This window comes from Pseudoduganella namucuonensis (assembly GCF_900116645.1).
Classification (GTDB): domain Bacteria; phylum Pseudomonadota; class Gammaproteobacteria; order Burkholderiales; family Burkholderiaceae_D; genus Rugamonas; species Rugamonas namucuonensis.
In genome coordinates this window covers 138,852-157,607 of sequence record NZ_FPBO01000014.1, presented here as the reverse complement: position 1 = coordinate 157,607, position 18,756 = coordinate 138,852, and the positions used below count along the sequence as shown (strand labels likewise).

General features: G+C 70.3%; 12 protein-coding genes and 1 pseudogene. 12 read left to right on the top strand and 1 reads right to left on the bottom strand.

Going from position 1 to position 18,756, the window contains the following annotated elements:
- From BM436_RS16515 to BM436_RS16505, 3 genes and pseudogenes are all read left to right on the top strand, one after another.
- A pseudogene (locus BM436_RS16515) lies at positions 1–300 on the top strand (ABC transporter permease); the annotation flags it as partial.
- Between the two features lie 210 nt (positions 301–510).
- Entirely contained in the window at positions 511–1,920 is a 1,410-nt protein-coding gene (locus BM436_RS16510) for an undecaprenyl-phosphate glucose phosphotransferase (protein ID WP_093556626.1), read from the top strand.
- A gap of 24 nt (positions 1,921–1,944) precedes the next feature.
- Positions 1,945–3,030 (top strand): GDP-L-fucose synthase family protein, encoded by a 1,086-nt coding sequence (locus BM436_RS16505; RefSeq protein WP_093556625.1) that lies wholly within the window; start codon positions 1,945–1,947, stop codon positions 3,028–3,030.
- 94 nt (positions 3,031–3,124) lie between these two features.
- Here the strand turns inward: BM436_RS16505 and BM436_RS16500 are convergent, their stop codons facing one another.
- Positions 3,125–5,326: a glycosyltransferase family 4 protein gene (locus tag BM436_RS16500; protein WP_177307263.1), complete on the bottom strand. Its 2,202-nt coding sequence runs from the start codon at positions 5,324–5,326 to the stop codon at positions 3,125–3,127.
- A 238-nt stretch (positions 5,327–5,564) separates the two neighbouring features.
- Between BM436_RS16500 and BM436_RS36240 the strand changes: the two genes are divergently transcribed.
- From BM436_RS36240 to BM436_RS16450, 9 genes are read left to right on the top strand one after another with little or no spacing between them, the layout of a single operon-like run.
- Entirely contained in the window at positions 5,565–6,731 is a 1,167-nt protein-coding gene (locus BM436_RS36240) for a polysaccharide biosynthesis/export family protein (protein ID WP_177307261.1), read from the top strand.
- A gap of 30 nt (positions 6,732–6,761) precedes the next feature.
- Entirely contained in the window at positions 6,762–9,035 is a 2,274-nt protein-coding gene (locus BM436_RS16485; protein ID WP_093556623.1) for a polysaccharide biosynthesis tyrosine autokinase, read from the top strand.
- Positions 9,036–9,064: 29 nt separating this feature from the next.
- Positions 9,065–10,186: a GNAT family N-acetyltransferase gene (locus BM436_RS16480; protein WP_093556622.1), complete on the top strand. Its 1,122-nt coding sequence runs from the start codon at positions 9,065–9,067 to the stop codon at positions 10,184–10,186.
- Positions 10,187–10,220: 34 nt separating this feature from the next.
- Positions 10,221–11,885 carry an FAD-dependent oxidoreductase gene (locus tag BM436_RS16475; RefSeq protein WP_093556621.1) on the top strand — a complete coding sequence of 555 codons (1,665 nt, stop codon included), beginning with the start codon at positions 10,221–10,223 and terminating at the stop codon, positions 11,883–11,885.
- Positions 11,886–11,937: 52 nt separating this feature from the next.
- Positions 11,938–13,224: a GDP-mannose 4,6-dehydratase gene (gmd, locus tag BM436_RS16470; protein WP_093556620.1), complete on the top strand. Its 1,287-nt coding sequence runs from the start codon at positions 11,938–11,940 to the stop codon at positions 13,222–13,224.
- Positions 13,225–13,234: 10 nt separating this feature from the next.
- Entirely contained in the window at positions 13,235–14,602 is a 1,368-nt protein-coding gene (locus tag BM436_RS16465; protein ID WP_093556619.1) for a polysaccharide biosynthesis protein, read from the top strand.
- A complete protein-coding gene (locus BM436_RS16460; protein ID WP_093556618.1) occupies positions 14,553–15,497 on the top strand; it encodes a glycosyltransferase family 2 protein in 945 nt (314 codons plus the stop codon). Before BM436_RS16465 ends, BM436_RS16460 begins: the two co-directional genes overlap by 50 nt.
- The gene (locus BM436_RS16455) at positions 15,478–16,788 is read left to right on the top strand and encodes an O-antigen ligase family protein (protein ID WP_093556617.1); all 1,311 of its coding nucleotides are present in this window, start codon (positions 15,478–15,480) and stop codon (positions 16,786–16,788) included. The genes BM436_RS16460 and BM436_RS16455 overlap by 20 nt, the downstream gene beginning before the upstream one ends.
- Positions 16,778–18,754, top strand: coding sequence for an acyltransferase family protein (locus tag BM436_RS16450; protein WP_093556616.1), 1,977 nt, complete (start codon positions 16,778–16,780; stop codon positions 18,752–18,754). Before BM436_RS16455 ends, BM436_RS16450 begins: the two co-directional genes overlap by 11 nt.
- The last annotated feature ends 2 nt before the right edge of the window (positions 18,755–18,756 follow it).

Below are 18,756 nucleotides of genomic sequence, written 5' to 3'. Positions count from 1 at the left end.
GCCATGGCCGGCCTGGCGGCCTGGTTCCTGACCGGCCGCATCGGCAGCACCCGTCCCAACATCGCGATGGGCTGGGAGCTGGAGGTGATCACCATGGTGATCCTGGGCGGCGTGAGCATCGCCGGCGGCGCCGGCACCATCGGCGGCGTGCTGCTGGCGGTGCTGACGCTGGGCACCGTCACCTACGGCCTGTCCCTGGCCAACGTGCCGGGCATTTACATGACCATCATCGTCGGCGTGCTGCTGCTCGTCACGATCGCGGTACCGCGCCTCCTGCGCGGCAAGAAGATAGCGAAGTAGGCCATGCCTGATGAGGCCCGTCACGCCCCGGCGTGACGGGTTTCGTCTTCCCCCACCGCGCCGCGTTCGCGCGCGCCTTGCATCCAGCCATTGAAGTGACCGCTATCAAAAGCGGCCCATTCCCGAAAATCCCGCACGGCTTATCCGCTACCATTTATTTGCCTGCATCGCCACCCAGCGTTGCGGTTCTCATGCAATAAGGTGCGGCCCATGAAAACTCCGTTCATCAATGATCCCGCCCGCCTGGTCCTGGCCATCCGAATAGGCGATTTGCTGGGCGTGTTGCTGGCCGCCCAGATCGCGATCGCGCTGCGCTATGGATCGATGGCCGTGGAGCTGCCTCCCATTTACACCATCCTGCAATTGTTCTGCTGCGGCATGGCGTTCGCGCTGTTCCCCCGCCTCGGCATGTACAGCGCCTGGCACAACCGGCCCGCCGGCATGCTGGTGCTGCAGCTCTGCGGGGCATGGGCGTGCACGCTGCTGGCCGCCGTCGTGTTCAGCGTGCTGATACGGCACGTGGGCGAGCTGTCGCGGCTATGGCTGGCGTACTGGTTCGGCATCGGCGCGGCGCTGCTCGTGCTGGCGCGGATCGCGGCGCGCTGGGGCGTGCGCTACGCGCGCATGCACGGCGTGCGCGGCCCGCAAGTGCTGGTGGTGGGCGGCGCCGCCACCAGCGCCGAACTGTGCCGCCGCGTGCGCCAGCAGGAGCAGCCCGATTACGAGGTCCGCGCGCTGTGCCCCGCGCCGGACGGCCACGCGCCGGCGCGAGTGGCGGACCTGGATTTGCTGGAGGGCGTGGAGACTATACCGGACTACGTGGCCGGCAAGGGCATCGATGAAATCTGGATCGCGCTGCCGATGAACCAGGTGGAGCTCGTCACGCGGCTGCAGTACCTGCTGCGCAACCACTTCGTGGACATCCGCTGGATCATGGATACGCAACAGTTGCAGATCCTGCGCGGGAACATGGAGCTCTTCCTCGGCTATCCGTCCATCCACCTGAACTGTCCGGACACGGGCCTCTGCGACCGCGTCGGCAAGTACTTGTTCGACAAGGTGGTGTCGGCCGCCGCCCTGATCCTGCTGTCGCCGCTGTTCCTGGCGATCTGCCTGGGGGTGAAGCTGTCGTCGCCGGGGCCGGCCTGCTTCGTGCAGCGGCGCGTCGGCCTGAACGGCGTGGAATTCAAGGTGTTCAAGTTCCGCAGCATGCGGCTGCACCAGGAGCCCGGCGGCGCGGTGGTCCAGGCCAGCGCCAACGATCCGCGCGTGACGCCGTTCGGGGCCTTCCTGCGCCGCACCAGCCTGGACGAGCTGCCGCAGTTCCTCAACGTGCTGCTGGGCGACATGTCCATCGTCGGTCCCAGGCCGCACGCGGTGCAGCACACCGAGATGTACCGGGACTTGCTGGACGTCTACATGGTGCGCCACCGCGCCAAGCCGGGCATCACCGGCTGGGCGCAAATCAACGGTTACCGGGGCGAGACCGACACCGTCGACAAGATGATCAAACGGGTGCAGTTCGACCTGTACTACATCCAGCACTGGTCGCTGTGGATGGATGTGCGCATCGTGCTGTGGACCGCATTCAAGGGTTGGACCGGCAGGAACGCCTATTGAGGATCAACGCTACAAGGGGAAACCATGAACGGAAACGGCAACACCAGCAAGCGTGTCTATGTGGCCGGCCACAACGGCCTGGTCGGATCGGCCATCGTGCGCGCGTTGAAGCGGCGCGGCTACACCAACATCATCACGCGCCCGCGCGCGCGCCTGGACCTGACGGAACAGGCGCAGGTGCGCGCCTTCTTCCAGGCCGAGAGCATAGACGAGATCTACCTGGCCGCGGCCACCGTCGGCGGCATCCACGCCAACAACATCTATCCGGCGCAGTTCATCTACTCCAACCTCGTCATCCAGTCCAACGTGATCCACGAGGCGTGGCGGCACGGCATCAAGCAACTGCTGTTCCTGGGCTCGTCCTGCATCTACCCGCGGCTGGCCGGCCAGCCCATCACCGAACAGGCACTGCTGAGCGGGCCGCTGGAACCCACCAACGAACCCTACGCCATCGCCAAGATCGCCGGCATCAAGTGCTGCGAGAGCTACAACCGCCAGTACGGCACCAATTTCCGCAGCGTGATGCCCACCAACCTGTACGGACCGGGCGACTACTACCATCCCGAGAACAGCCACGTGATCCCGGCGCTGATACAGCGCCTGCACCACGCCAAGACGACCGGCGAGAGCGAGGTGGCGATCTGGGGCAGCGGCAAGGCGCTGCGCGAGTTCCTGTACGTCGACGACCTGGCCGACGCCTGCCTGCATGTGATGGGATTGAGCAGCGCCGCCTACCGGTCGGCCACCAGCGAGACCATGTCGCACCTGAACGTGGGCAGCGGCAGCGATGTGTCGATCGCGCAACTGGCCGGCATGATCGCCGAGGTGGTGGGCTACCAGGGCCGCCTGGTCTACGACACCAGCAAGCCGGACGGCACGCCGCGCAAGCTGCTGGAATCGTCGGCCCTGCGGCGGCTGGGTTGGTCGCCCCAGGTGACGCTGGAACAAGGCCTGCGCGAGGCCTATCACAGCTATCGGCGCGCGGGCAACGACGGCGACCGCCACGCGCCCGCGCGCGGCCTCGATCCCCTGTCCATGCAATGCCGCCGGGCCTTCATGAGGGACAGTGCGCACTACCACGCGTACCAGGACATGCGGGCGCCCAGCTGACACCGCGTTCCGCCGCCTCCGTTCCCCTTCCTTCCCTTCTTTCCTTCACTTCCTTCCCCGCCCCGCCGGCGCGAGCCGGCGGGGCGGAATTCCATCAGTGCACCGCCAGCGCGTCGCCTATGCCGGAACTCAGGCGCTGCGCCATATTATCGACCGTGTAGCGCGAGGCGCTGGCGCGCGCCCCGCCGGCCAGGCGCGCCAGTTCGGAGGGTGACCGCAACACTTCCGTGACGGCGTCGGCGAAGGGCGCCACGCCGTCGGCGGTCATCACACCGTTCTCGCCGCTGTGCAGGTAGGCGATTTCCGGCGAGTGCAGGCCGCAGTCGGTGGTGAACATGGGCCTGCCGCTGGCGAAGGAATCCAGGATGCCCAGACCCACCAGGCCGGGATTGAGCATCACGTCCGCCAGCAGCATCGCCACGCACTTGTCGCGCCCCTGCAGCGGTCCCAGCACGTGGATCCAGGGCTGGCGCGCCGCCGCCTCGGCCATCAGCGCCTCGTCCGGCCCCGCGCCCACGACCAGCAACTGGAAGCCGGGCAGGCGCTCGCGTATGCGCTGCGCGGACTCGAGCAGGAAGCCCAGCCGCTTTTCCTTGTACAGCGAGCCCAGATACAGGCCCACCGGACCCTCGCCCAGGTTCAATTGCCGGCGCCGCTCGGCCAGCTCGGCCTCGCCGACCTGCGCGCACAGGGCGATCATCTCGTCCGTGTCCACCGCGTTCTCCACCACCGTGGTGCGCTCGACGGGGAAGCCGGCCGCCGCGATCAGGTCGGCGCTGAGCTCGGTGTAGGCGAACCACCAGTCGGCCTTCTTGACGGTCCAGCGTTTGAAGCGCTCCTTCCAGCCCTGCGGGCGGTCCGACTGCAGGTTGGCGCCGTGGCCCCAGAACGCCAGGCGCTTGGGCCGGGCCCAGAACATCAGCCACAGGTTGTACAGGATTTTGTTCTCGTGCATGACGATCACCAGGTCGGCGTCGCGCGCCTGGCGCCCGAAGGGCTGCCAGCACAACATCTGCTGCAGCAGATAGCGCGTCGGTATCACCTCGGCCCAGGGCAGGTGCGCCTCGTTGCGCTTCATTTTCTCCTCCGGCGTCCCCTCTCCCACCAGCAATTGCAGCTCGATGCCCGCCCCCTCCAGCAACTCGCGCAGCCGCGTGTACACGCCCACGCGGTATTGCAGCAGTTGCCGCTCGACGACGACCACGCGCGGCCGCGACGCGTACTTGCGGCCGGCCGCCGATTCGCGCCGCTGCCGCGTCACGGCCAGCGAACACGCCTGCGCCATGGCCGTGGCGGCCTCGCTCAGCGTGTGGCTGGCCACCAGGGCGCGGCTGCAGGCGGCGTAGGCGCACCTGGCCGCCTCGCAGGTCAGCAGCATCTCCGCGCGGTCGGCCCACTTCGCCAGGTCCAGTTCGCAGACGAAGCCGTTCTCGCCGTCGCGCACCAGTGTCCCCGCGCCGGGCGACGCCAGCACCGGCAGCCCGGCCGCGCAGGCCTGGTTGACGGCCACGCCCCGTTGGCCGCCGCTGGCGGGAAACACGAACAGCCGGGCCGACGCGTACAGCGCGGGCAGGCCGCGCGGCGCCACGAGGCCGGCGAAGGTGGCGTCCACCAGGCCGGGGTAGAGGGACGCGGACTGCCGCACCAGCGCCTCCTGCGAGCCGGATCCGACGAACAGGATGCGCATGCGGCGCCGCAGCCGCTTGGCCAGTTCGACCGCCAGGTCCAGCGCGAACATGGGGTTCCTGCCCTGTTCCATGTGGCCGCAGAACAGCAGGTCGAACGGCGCCTCCGCTTGCGGCGCCAGCGCGTAGGCCGCGTTGTCCACGCAGGGCGGGGACAGGAAGCGCAGCGCCGGCGGCAGCCGGTAGCGTTCGAGCTCGGCCATGCCGTCGCCGCCGGCGGCGACGTAGCTCTGCGTGTGCGCGTACACGTAGCGCCGCAGCATGCGCCGCAGCGCGCCCTCCTTGCGCGGCGGGCCGGCGTCGTCGCCGGTCAGCGTCACGTGCGCCACGCCGTTGCGGCGGGCATAGGCGAAGGCGTACAGGTGGATGGCCTTGAAGCCGTCCGTCAGCACCACGTCGGGCGCGCTGTCGCGCAGCGCGTCCAGCACGTCGATGTTGCGGCGCAGATGGCGCACCCGCGGCAACGGGCCGGCGGCGGGCTGGGCGGCTGGCTCGCTCGCGGGCGCGGCCGCGATCAGGCAGACGGTGACGCCGGGCATGCCGGCCAGCGCGGCAAGTACCGGCATGCGGTCCGCGGCGAGCGTATGGGTGACGATGGCAATTTTAAGCATGATGCTCCTTCGGGATGGGTGGTGCTGCATGACAGAGTGGCCACGGTCCATTGGATACCTGCCGCGGCCTTGCTGTTTGATATCCGTCAGCCGCGGCCGGCTCCGCCGCGGTCCGGCCGGCGGGCCCCGCCACGCGTCATTGTTTGCAGTGACTGCCATCAAGCGGTGCGCCCGGGTCCGCTCTAAGCTGAATATGCCTGCACGGTCGCGGGCGCCGTTCGACAAGGAGCCGTCACCCATGTTGCCTCCCCAGCCTCCCGCCCATCCGCCCGCCCATCGCTTGCGCCCTCATCGCCCACACGCCCGCCTGCATGGGCTCTATCGCCTGCTGGCGCCGCTGCCTTGCGCGCTGTTGCTGGCCGCATGCGCGGGGGGCCTGCCGTCCACCGCGACCGAGCGGGGGGACGGACCGCCCGTCACGCCGACGCTGATCACGCCCGAGCTGGTGGCCGAACAGCGCGCCCAGCGCCTGCGCCAGGGCGCGCAGGACATCAGCCGCTTCATCGCCCCGCCCGCGCCCTACACCATCGGCCCCGGCGACGTGCTGTCCATCACCGTGTGGGGCCACCCCGAACTGGCGGTGGCGCAGCCGAACGCGCCGACCTCGCTGGCGACGCCGATCGAACAGGCCGCGGCGGCGGCCGCCGCGCAGGGCTTCGTCGTCAGCGCCCAGGGGCTGCTGCAATTTCCATTCGCCGGCAGCGTGAAGCTGGCCGGATTGACCGAGATCGAGGCGCGCGACCTGCTCAGGAACCGCATCGCCCACATGATCCAGCAACCCAACATCACGCTGCGCGTGCAGTCCTACCGCAGCCAGCGCATCTACGTCGACGGCGAGGTGCGCATGCCGGGGCTGCAGGCCATCAACGACATTCCCATGCACCTGGTCGAGGCCCTGAACCGCGCCGGCGGCGTCCTGCCCACCGGCGACCAGAGCCGCATCGCCATCGTGCGTGGCGGCGCGAGCTACCTGGTCAGCCTGCCGGACCTGGTGCGCCAGGGCGTGGACCCGGCCACCATCCAGCTGCGCCACGGCGACGCGGTGCGCGTGCACGCGGCCGACGAGGGCAAGGTGTTCGTCACCGGCGAGGTGGTGGCGCCCAAGGCCCTGCTGATGCACAACGGGCGGCTGACGCTGAACGAGGCGATCGGCGAGGCGGGCGGCATCAACACCGTCACCGGCGACGCCCGCCAGGTCTACGTGGTGCGCCGCGCGGGCGCCGTGTCGCAGGTGTTCAGGCTGGACGCGGAATCGCCGGGCGCCATGGCCATCGCCGAGCACTTCGAACTGACGCCGCGCGACACCGTGTACGTCGCGCAAACGGGCCTGGCCAATTGGCACCGCACGCTCAGCCTGCTGATCCCGGGCGCGCTGCCGTCGGCCATCACCGCCGGCCGCCAGTAGCGGCCCGCATCCCATCCTGGAACCCACGCCATGACGCACCACGACCGTCCCCTCCAGTCCGTGTCGCAGCACCCGGTGCCGCGACCGCCGCCCATCCTGCAACCCACGCCGCCGGCGCCCCCCTACGAGGAGGCCATGGAACTGTCCAGCTACGCGGCCATGCTGGCGGCCAGCCGCTGGCTGATCCTGTCGGCCACACTGGTTTGCCTGCTGCTCGGCCTGGCGTACGCGCTGGTCGCGCGGCCGGTGTACGAGGCGACCATGCTGATCCACGTGGAGGAGGACAAGCCGAACAATTCGAAAAACATGATCGGCGAGATCTCGGCGCTGTTCGACGTCAAGGCGGCGGCCATCTCGGAAATGGAGCTGATCAAGTCGCGCATGGTCGTCGCGCAGGCGGTGGACCATCTCGGCCTGTATGTCGACGCCGGCCCGGAATACCTGCCGCTGATCGGACGGGCCATCGCCCGCTTCAATCCCGGCCTGTCGGAGCCCGGCCTGTTCGGCTACGGCGGCTACGCCTGGGGCAACGAGAAGATCGACATCGCCGATTTCTACGTCCCGCCCGCCCTGCAGAGCACGTCGTTCATGGTGACCGCGCTGGGTGGCGGCCAATACCGGCTGCGCCAGCCGCAGCACCGCATCGACGTGACGGGCCGGGTCGGCGCGACGCTGACGCTGGCCGTGCCCAACGGCAGGCTGACCCTGCGCGTCAACCAGTTGCACGCCCGGGCCGGCGCCGCCTTCCACCTGCGCTACCTGCCCAAGCTGGACGCCATCGAGCACGTGCAGAAGGCCATGACGGTGGTGGAGATCGGCAAGCAGTCCGGCCTGATCAGCGTGACCATGGAGGCCTCAGACCCGAAGGCGGCCTACGACATCCTGAGCGCCATCGGCCGCGAATACCTGCGCCAGAACGTGGCCCGCAAGCTGGAGGAGGCCGAGAAGTCGCTGGCCTTCCTCGACCGCCAGCTGCCCGACATCAAGCGCCGCCTGGACCAGTCCGAGCATGAATACTACGACTTCCGCAACGGCAACGGCACCATCGACCTGACCGAGGAGGCCAAACTGAGCCTGCAGCAGTCGTCGGCCGCCAAGGCGCGCCGCATCGAGCTGCAGCAGAAGCGCCAGGAGCTGCTGGGCAGTTTCACCGAGCAGCACCCGGTGGTGCGGGCGGTCGACACCCAGATCGCGCACATCAGCGCCGAGATCGCGCGCACCGAGGCCCACATCCGGCAGTTGCCGATGCTCGAGCGCGACCTGTTGCACCTGAGCCGAGAGGTCAAGATCAACAGCGACCTGTACAGCACGCTGCAGAACTCGGCGCAGCAGCTGCGCCTGGTCAAGGCCGGCAAGGTCAGCAACGTGCGCATGATCGATCCACCCATGATGCCGCAACAGCCGGCGCGTCCCGACCGCGGCAAGATCGTCGCCATCTCGCTGGTGGCCGGCCTGGTGCTGGGCCTGGCGCTGGCGGTCGTGCGCAGCATGCTCAACAAGGGCATCGACAACCCCGCCAGCATCGAACGCATGCTGGGCGCCCGTGTGGTCTACGCCACCATTCCGCACAGCCAGGGCCAGGAAACGCTGGACAAGGGCGTGCTGCAAGGCGCCGGCACGCCCGGCCTGCTGGCCTGCGTGGAGCCGGAGGATCCCGCCATCGAGGTGCTGCGCTGCTTCCGCACCAGCCTGCACAGCGCCATGGCGCACTGCCACAACAACATCATCCAGATCAGCGGGCCGACCGAAAGGCTGGGACAGTCCTTCGTCGTCTCGAACCTGGCCGCCGTGCTGGCCATGAGCGGCAAGCGCGTGGTGCTGATCGACGCCGACCTGCGCGGCGGCCAGTTGCACCGCGTGTTCGAGTGCCCGGCGGAGAACGGCCTGACGTCGGCGATCGCCGGCACCATCGCGCTGGAGCTGGCGATCCACCCGGACATCATCCCCGGGCTGCACTTCATCGCCACCGGGCCGCTGCCGCCGAATCCGTCCGAATTCCTGCTGCATCCGCGCTTCGCCGCGCTGCTGCAAACGCTGTCCCAGCAGTACGACTACGTGCTGATCGACTCGGCGCCGCTGCTGAGCGTGTCGGACGCGCTGGTGACGGCGGGCCACGCCGGCGCCATGTTCCTGCTGACGCGCGCCGGCGCCACCACCGAGGAGGAGATCAACGAGTCGATCAAGCGATTGAACCAGGCCGGCATCGCGCCCCAGGGCGTGCTGTTCAACGGCCACAAGCCCTTTGGACGGCAAGTCCAGGACCACCGTAGCACGCGCCCGTCGCTGCTGGCCCACGCCCGCTAGCGGGACGCCCCGACCACGAAAGGATAGCCATGCCCAACCCATCCCCGTCCGTCCAGCCGGCCGGCGCCGCCATCGTCACCACCTGCGAACGCGGGGTGGACACCGACCGGGTCGGACCGGCCCTGGAGCGCCTGTACGGCAACGTCTACGCCACGGTGCACAACTTCACGCTCGAGTCCGGCCTCGACGACTGCTACACCTACACGGTGCGGCGCGGCGAGGAACTGCTGACCCTGCTCGTGTTCCGCCTGCGCAAGCGCCGCGCCGAGGTGCTCAACGAGGTCATCGCCCTCGGCACCGAGGAGATCGACGCCTTCGCGCGCCACGTGTTCGCCCATTGCGCCGAGGTGGACGTGGTGGCTTGCCGCGCGGTCGAGACGCCGCGCTACCGGGGACCGTATCCCTGCCAGCAGTACGACTACCTGGAGGATTCGATGCTGATGCTGCCGTCCAGCGTCGCCGCCTATTCCGAGAGCCTGAGCAAGAACACGCGCCGCAGCATCAAGCGCCAGGAGCGCGACGCGCAAAACGAGCTGCAGGGCTACGCCTTCCAGGCGCTGGACCCCGAGCACTTCACCGACGAGCAGGTGCGCGAGGTCATCGGCCTAAACCACGAGCGCATGGCGGGCAAGAACAAGCAGTCCGGCTTCGACGACGCGGCCGAGCGGCGCCTCGTCGCGCTGGCGCGCGCCAGCGGCCTGCTGGGCGTGATCACGGTGGACGGCAAGGTGTGCGCCGGGACGCTGGCCTGCCGCGCCGGCGACAACTACTTCCTGCTGGTGCTGGCCCACCGCAACGCCTACAACCAGTACGGCATCGGCTTCCTGTGCTGCTACCACACCATCTGCGCCTGCATAGAGCGCGGCGGCAACGAGTTGCACTTCCTGTGGGGCCGCTACGACTACAAGCGTTCCTTCCTGGGGCAGTGGCGCAACCTGGACCGCGTGCTGCTGTACCGCTCGCGCTGGGCGGCGCTGCGCCACGCCGGCCTGGCCTGGCGGGCTTGGCGCCAGGCGCGCCAGCGCCGGCTGATGCTGTGGCTGCGCGAGCGCAGCCATGAGCCAACGCCGCTGTTCTCCATGGCGTTCGCGGTGCTGCAGCGCCTGCGCGGCTGGCGGCACCAGTGGCGCCAGCGTTCCCTCATGCCTTGAAGCGCCCCTCTCACCCCCTAGACCCCGAGGCCCCATGTTCATCGACGCCCGCACCCTGGAACAAGACCACGTGATCCGCGCCACCGTTTGCATCATAGGCGGCGGTGTCGCCGGCCTGGCCATCGCCCTCGAACTCGACAACCTCGGCATCGACTGCTGCGTGTTGGAGAGCGGCGGCTTCGACCCCGACGACGCCACGCGCGACCTCTATCGCGGCCAGGACATCGGCCTGCCCTACCGCTTCGCCGACGGCTGCCGCAGCCGCTACCTGGGCGGCAGCAGCAACTGCTGGGGCGGCTGGTGCCGGCCCCTGGATCCGTGGGACTTCGAGGCGCGCGACTGGATACCGCACAGCGGCTGGCCGTTCGGCCTGCGGGAACTGGCCGCCTATTACCGGCGCGCCCAATCCGTGCTCAAGCTGGGACCGGACAACTTCTCGCCGCAATACTGGGAGGCGGCCATCGGCCGCGCCGATTGCCGGCGCCTGCCGCTGCCCAGCGGCAAGGTGCGCGACACGGTGTCGCAGTTCAGCCCGCCGGTGCGCTTCGGCAAACTGTACCGCGCCGACCTGGCGCGTGCGCGCCACGTGCGCGTCTACCTGCACGCCAACGCGGTCAACATCGAGACCGACCAGCCTGCCACGCGGGTGCGGCGCGTCGCGCTGGCCACGCTGAGCGGGCGCGGGCTGGCCGTGCAGGCCAGCCAGTACGTGCTGGCCTGCGGCGGCATCGAGAACGCGCGGCTGCTGCTGGCCTCGAACCGGGTCGAGCCGGCCGGCGTCGGCAACGGCCACGACGTGGTCGGACGCTATTTCATGGACCATCCGCGCATGCAGTCGGGCCGCGTGGTCTTTTCCAGGCCCTGGGCGCGCAACAAGCTGTTCGACATCAAGTACCACTATATGAACCGGGCGGTGGCGGCGCGCGGCGTGCACGTGGCGGCCCAATTGGCGCTGGCCCCCGAGGTGCTGGCGCAGGAGCGCCTGCTCAACGCCCGGGTCTGGTTCAACTCGGCCTTTCCCGGCGAGGGCAGCGCCGCCGCCGGGGCGCTGTACCGCTGCAAACAGGCCACGCTGCACAAGGAACAGCCCGGCTGGCGCCTGGGCAGCGACCTGGCCACGATGGCGGCGCACCCGCTGGACACGCTGGGCTACGGTTTCACCCGCATCATGCAGCCCCGCTGGCTGATCAAGGAGGTGCGGTTCCAGGCCATCGTGGAGCCGGAACCGGACCCCGACAGCCGGGTCACGCTGTCGTCCGACAGCCGCGACAGCCTGGGCATGCCGCGCGTGCGCGTGGACTGGCGCCTGGGACGCAACGTGCAGCGCACCTTCGACCGCACGCTGGCGATCATCGGCGACGAGTTGCGCATGGCCGGGGTCGCCCACGTGGCGCAGGGGCCGGCGCTGGAGGGCGGGCCCTGGCCGTCCAGCCTGGAACCGGAGGGCACCTGGCACCACATGGGCACCACCCGCATGCACGAGTCCCCGCGCCTGGGCGTGGTCGACCGCCACTGCCGCGTGCACGGCATGGGCAACCTCTACATCGCGGGCAGTTCCGTGTTCCCCACCGCCGGGGCCAACTTCCCCACCATTACGCTGACCGCGCTGGCGCTGCGCCTGGCCGACCGCCTGGCCGACACGCTGCGGCAAGCCGAGGCCGTGATGGCGCACGGCGACGGCGCGGCGCTGCCGGCCTGATTCGTCCGATTGTCACGTCCAACTGTCACGTCCAACCACCACTGGAGCCCGCATGCATACCGATCCCGCCCTTCCCCAGTCCCGACCGGCCGCCGCCGGCAAATCGCCCGCCAAGGTCGCGCTCATCACCGGCGTCACCGGCCAGGACGGCGCCTACCTCGCCGAACTGCTGCTGTCCAAGGGCTACCGGGTGCACGGCATCCGGCGGCGCAGCTCGCTGCCCAACACCGCCCGCATCGACCACCTGCTGGCCGAGGGGCCCTGGGACGGCGCCGGCCTGACCCTGCACGACGGCGACATGACCGACGCCTCGTCGCTGATGCGCATCGTGGCCGCCACCGCGCCGGACGAGGTCTACAACCTGGCGGCGCAGAGCGACGTCGCGATCTCGTTCGCCGAGCCCGAGTACACGGCCGACGCCGGCGCGCTGGGGCCGCTGCGGCTGCTGGAGGCGATAAGGGCGCTGGGCATGGGCGCGCGCACCCGCTACTACCAGGCCTCCACCTCCGAGCTGTTCGGCCGCGTGCGCGAGACGCCGCAACGCGAAAGCACGCCGTTCGCGCCCTGCAGCCCCTACGCCGCCGCCAAGCTGTACGCGTACTGGATCACCGTCAACTATCGTGAAGCCTATGGCATGTATGCATGCAACGGCATCCTGTTCAACCATGAATCGCCGCGCCGGGGCGAGAACTTCGTCACGCGCAAGATCACGCGGGCGCTGGCCCGCATCGCCTGCGGAGAGCGGCAGCCGCTCAGCCTCGGCAACCTGGACTCCCTGCGCGACTGGGGCCATGCCCGCGACTATGTCGAGATGCAATGGCTGATGCTGCAGCAGGCGCAGCCGGACGACTACGTGATCGCCAGCGGCAGCCAGCGCAGCGTGCGCGACTTCGTGACGGCGGCCGCCGCCAGGCTGGGCATCTCGTTGGACTGGCACGGCGCGGGACTGCGGGAAACCGCCGTCGTCCGCAGCGTGCGGCCCGACCATGTCGCCGCGCGGCACTGCGTGCCGGGCCAGCTGGTGGTGCAGGTCGACCCGCGGTTCTTCCGGCCCAACGAGGTCGACACGCTGCTGGGCGACGCCGGCAAGGCCAGGCGCGCGCTGGGCTGGCAGCCCCGCTGCGGCTTCGACGAGCTGGTCGACGAAATGGTGCAAGCCGATCTGCAATCGGTGCAGCGCGCGCTGCTCGCCGCGGCGCCGCTGGAAACCGCGCATGCGGGGCGGGCCACGCCGCTCGCATTCACGGAGTCCGCCCAGCCGGCTTCCGCCGCGCATGACGGCGCCGTCGCGGTCCCGTCCCCCGGCAAGCGGGCCGGCGGACGCCGGGCCGGCTCTTGACGGCGCCGCCATGCGCACTTCCAGCACCTGGTTGCGCTGGCCCGCCGACCGCCTGCGCGCCAACCTCGCGGGCCGGACAGGCCATCTGCGCCTGCCGCTGCTGGTCAGCCTGGGGAACCAGGCGCTCAGCAGCGGCGGCAATTTCGTCCTCGGCATCTATCTGGCGCGCGCCATGCCGCTGGCCGATTTCGGCCTGTACGGCATGTGCTACGCGGCCTGCCTGTTGTATGTCGGGATCGGCAACGCGCTGATCCTCACGCGCATGAGCGTGGTCCTGTCCGGCCTGCCGGCCGCCACGCGCGACAGCCAGGCCGCCCGCATGCTGGTGGCGGTGTTGCTGCTGGGCTCGCTGCTACTGGCGCCGGCGGCGTTGCTCGCGGCGGCCCAGGCGCTGGCGCCGGGCCTGTCATGGCTGCCGCCGCGGGCCGCAGCCCTGCTGGGTACGCTGCGCCCGCTGCCGCTGGTGGCGCTGGCCGCCGCCCTGTTCCTGTGCACGGAATTCTTCATCGCCTACGCCTACCTGCGCCGGCGCGAGGGCGGCGCGCTGGCGGTCAACGCCATCACCATGCTGGTGCTGGCCGCGGGTCTGGCCGCGCTCCATGCGGCGCGCATCCCGCCCACGCCGGAAGCCGTGCTGTCGCTGTACGCCCTGGGCGCGGCGCTGGCGGCTTGCGCCGCGTACTCGTCCGCCCCGCTCGTGTTGCGCGGCAGCCTGGACGCGCTGCGCGCGGACTGGCGCCCCGCCTGGCGCGACGGCCGCTGGGCGCTGGGCGGCGTGGCCACCACCTGGCTGCAAACGCAGACCTACACCTACGCGCTGGCCCTGCTGCTGGGTCCGGCGGGCGCCGGCCTGGCCAACCTGGCCCGCCTGTTCATATCGCCGTTCTCGTTCCTGCTGCCGGCGGTGAACAAGGTGGCCGTTCCGCGGCTGGCCGAGCTGAGACTGAGCGATCCCGCGCGCATGCGCAGGCTGTCGCTGCGGCTGACGGCCGCCTTGACCACGCTGGCCCTGCTGTACTCCGCGCTGCTGTACGGCTGCTTCGGCCTGGCCGAGCAGGCGCTGCTGGGCCGCGCAGTGCCGGGACTGGGGCCGCTGGCGGCGATCTGGTGCGTCGTGCTGGTGTTCCAGGTCATGCGCAGCGGCGGCTCCATCCTGCTGCAAATCCAGCTGCGCTTCCGCGTGCTGACCCTGTACACGCTGCCCAGCGCGGCCGTCACCGTGCTGGCCACGCCGCTGCTGGCCGGCCTGGCCGGCGCCCAGGGCGCCCTGCTCGGCCTGCTGGCCGGCGAACTGACACTGACACTGCTGATATGGAGGGACATCCGCCATGGCCAACTCGCCGCACATGCCGAACATGGACATTCCGCGCACGATTGACGTGTGCATCGCCACTTTCCGCCGTCCGGACCAGCTGGCCGGGCTGCTGGCGGCGCTCGAGCGCCAGGCGCCGCCCGGCTGGCGGCTGCGCATCGTGGTCGCGGACAACGACGCGCAACGCAGCGCCGAACCGGTGGCCCAGGCCTGGCGCGCGCGCAGCGCCGTGCCGCTGGTGTACGACGCCGAGCCGCGCCAGAACATCGCGCTGGCGCGCAACCGCGCGCTGGCGCACTGCGACGCCGAATGCATTGCCTTCATCGACGACGACGAACTGCCCTGCGCCGGCTGGCTGGCGGCCCTGCTCGACAGCCAGGCGCGCTACCAGGCCGATGTCGTCTTCGGCCCGGTCGACAGCAGCCTGCCGCCCGACGCGCCCCCGTGGGCGCGCGACTGCTTCAGCAAGCCCGCGCTGGCCACCGGCACGCCGGTGCGCATGGGCGGCGCCGGCAACGTGCTGTTCCGGCGCGAGGTGCTGCTGGGACGCAGCGATCCCTTCGACCCGGACTTCGGCCTCACCGGCGGCGAGGACACCGACTGGTTCTATCGCCTGCACCTGGCCGGCCGGCGCATGGTGTGGTGCGCCGAGGCCCAGGCCAGCGAGGCCGTGCCGGCCGCGCGGCTGCGCTTGTCCTGGGCCAGGCGGCGCGCCTTCCGCGGCGGCCAGACCTACTACCGGGTGTGCGTGCGGCGCTACTCGGGCGCGCGCACGGCGCTGTGGTGCGCGGTCAAATCCGCCCAACTGCTGGCGGCGCTGGCGGCCGCGCCGCTGCTACTGCTGCTGCACCGGCGCGCGTATGTCGCACTGACCCTGCGGGCGGCCGGCGCGGCCGGCCAACTGGCGCGCTGGCTGTCGCGCCGCGACGTCGAGGAATACCATGTCCGCCACGCCCGCTGAACACGGTCCGGCCCCGGCCCGCCAGCGCTGGATGGCCTGGCCCTTCCTGGTCTTCATGGCCTGCTCCGGCATGCCGCTGACCTATAGCCTGGTCCCCTCGCGGCCCATGCTGGTGTCCGACGTGGCCGACATGACCTACGCCGCCGCGGCCAGCGGCAACTCCCTGAACTCCCTGTTCAACATGGTGCTGCTGGCCGTGCTGTACGGCGCCTCGGGCGCGGTGCTGCTGCGCCACCCGCGCGACGCGGCCCTGCTCGTCAAACGCCACTGGCCGCTGCCGGCGCTGATTCTGCTGCTGGGCTGCAGCGCCCTGTGGAGCTACCAGCCCGCCAAGGTGTTGCTCAACTTCGTCCACCATGTCGGCGTGATCCTGATCGCGCTGGCCGCCGCCCGCCACTACCGTTGCGACCCGTGGCGCCTGCCCGTCGACCTGGGCAATGTGCTGGGACTGAACATGGCGCTGCACGTGGCCGCCGTGATCCTGATCCCGGCCTACGCCATCGACTGGCAGGCGCGCTGGCAGGGGATGACGCCGCATCCGAACACGCTGGGGGCGCTGGCCTTCACCACCTTCTGGGCCAACGCCGGCGTGCTGGTCTGCCTGCCGCACGCGGCGCGGCGCCGGTGGCACCTGTGCGCCTGCCTGCTGGCAGTGTCCGCCATGATCGGCGCCGACAGCGTGACCTCCAAACTCACCTCGCTGGTGGCGCTGACCCTGCTGCTGCTGTTGCGCGGCCTGCACAAGCGCCGCGCCGGGCCCGGCGTCTACCTGGCCGGCGTGGCGCTGGCGGCCGCCTCGCTGGCCCTGTTCAAACTGCTGGAGAGCGCGGTCGACCTCAAATGGCTGTTCGACCTGCTGGGACGCGACAGCGAATTGACGGGCCGCTCCGCCGTGTGGGCGGACGCCTGGAAGGCGATCGGCGCCAAGCCCCTGCTGGGCTGGAGCTTCGACGACCACGCCTACCTGATCGCCTCGGCCGGCATGCCGTACTCCAGCTACCACAACGGCGTGCTCGACCTGGCCGTCAACGGCGGCGCCGTCGCCGTCGCGCTGCTGGCGGCGCTGATGTTGAGCTGGGCCTGCGGCTATCTGCGTCCGGGGCGCGTGGGGCGCACGATCGCCCCGTTCGGCGTCGCGTACGTGCTGACCTACATGATGCACAACCTGACCGAGGCCTCGCTGCTGGCGCCGCGCGGCCAATTATGGGTGATCTTCCTGGTCCTGCTGCTGCTGGGCGCCTGCACCCGGCAACAGCCAAGGTCACCGGAATGGAGCGGCCATGCCACCTGATTCCTCCTACCGTCCCGACATCGACGGCCTGCGCGCGCTGGCCGTGCTGGCGGTGATCGCCTTCCACGCCAGCCCCGCCACGCTGGGTGGCGGCTACGCCGGCGTCGACATCTTCTTCGCCATTTCCGGCTTCCTGATCACGGGCCTGATCCTGCGCGCCCTGGAACAGGACGACTTCAGCCTGGCCGAATTCTACAACCGGCGCGTCAAGCGCCTGCTGCCGGCCTACTGCGCGGTCACCGTGTTCACACTGGCCATGGCCAGCTACCTGATGATCCCCAACGACTACGTGTTCTACACCACGTCGCTGGCGGCCTCCTGGGCCTTCGTGTCGAACGTGTTCTTCTCGCTGCTGAGCTGGGGCTATTTCGGCCAGCGCACCGAGGAATTCCCGCTGCTGCACACATGGTCGCTGTCGCTGGAGGAGCAGTTCTACTTCGGCTATCCGCTCTTGCTGATCCTGCTGCACCGCCGCTGCCGGCGGCATCTGCCCGCGATCCTGTCCGTGCTGGCGCTGGCCGCGCTGCTGCTGTCCGAATGGCGGGCCACGGGCCCGGGCGCCTCGGCCGGCGCCTACTTCCTGCTGCCCTACCGGGCGCATGAGCTGCTACTGGGCGCGCTGGCCGCCTGCGCGCTGCTGCGCCGCGCCCCGCCGCCGCCGCGTGTCGCCGCCGTGCTGGCGGCGCTGGGCCTGTGCCTGGCGCTGGCGCCGCTGGCGCTGCTGCGGCGCGGCTCGCCGTTTCCCGGCCTGAACTCGCTCTATCCCTGCCTGGGCGCGGCCCTGCTGCTGTACGCCGGCGCGCGCGCCAATCCCGTGTCCGCCCTGCTGACCGCGTCCCCGCTGGTGGCCGTCGGCCGGATCTCGTATTCGCTGTACCTGTGGCACTGGCCCTTGTTCTCCTTCCTGCGCTACCGCCGCATCGAACTGGACCTGGCCACCGGCACTGCCGTCATCGCCCTGTCCTTCGCGCTGGCCTACCTGTCCTGGCGCTACATCGAGCAGCCGTTGCGCCGCCAGCACCACCTGCGCCTGCGCGCCACGCTGCCCCGCTATTACGCCCTGCCGGCGGCGTGCTGCCTGGCGGTGGGCCTGTACTCCTACGCCACCGAGGGCGCGCCCTCCCGCTTTTCGCCCGAGGCCCGCCAGTTGATCGCCAGCTATTCCTTCGAGCGCGACCTCACCGGCGCCTGCGCCATCCAGGCGGGCGCCTACCACGGCGTCACGCTGGCGTATCTGCGCCAGCACTGCGTGGCCGGCGACCCGCACGCCGCCAGGCCGGCGATACTGCTGTTCGGGGATTCGCACGCCAACCACGTCAAGCCCTTCCTGGCCACGCTGGCGCGGGACGGCGGCCTGGCCATGGCCTACCATTTCGAGGGCAGTTGCTCCGCCATCGACCTGCGCCCCAACGCGCCGAACCCGGCGGCGGCCACCACCTGCCAGCGGCGCAACGCCGACCTGCTGGCGCTCGCGCCGCATTTCCGCTACGTGGCGCTGGCCACCTACTGGAAATACAAGGGGCGCGAGGCCGACTTCGCGCGCGACCTGGACGTCGCCCTGTCCCGCATCGCCGCCGCGGGCGCCATTCCCGTGGTGTTCAAGGACACGCCGTCGCTGCAGGTCGACATGTCGCGCTGCGTGTTGTTCCGGCAGCGTGGCTGGGTCGCGCCGTCCACCAACTGCAACATGCCGGCCGACCAGGTGCGGGCGCGCCAGGGTTCGATGGACGCGGTCATCGACGCGCTGCGGCTGCGCTACCCGCAAACCATCGTCATCGATCCCAAGCGCCTCATGTGCGACACGCGCGAATGCGTGACGTCGATCGGCAACGTGGCCCTGTTCAAGGACATCAACCACATCAACCTGCAAGCCTCGGAGCTGCTGGCGCGCCTGTACCTGCGGGCGCAGGGCAATCCCTTCACGGCGCTCCCCGACGACGCCAGCGCCCGTCACACGGCGCCGTGACG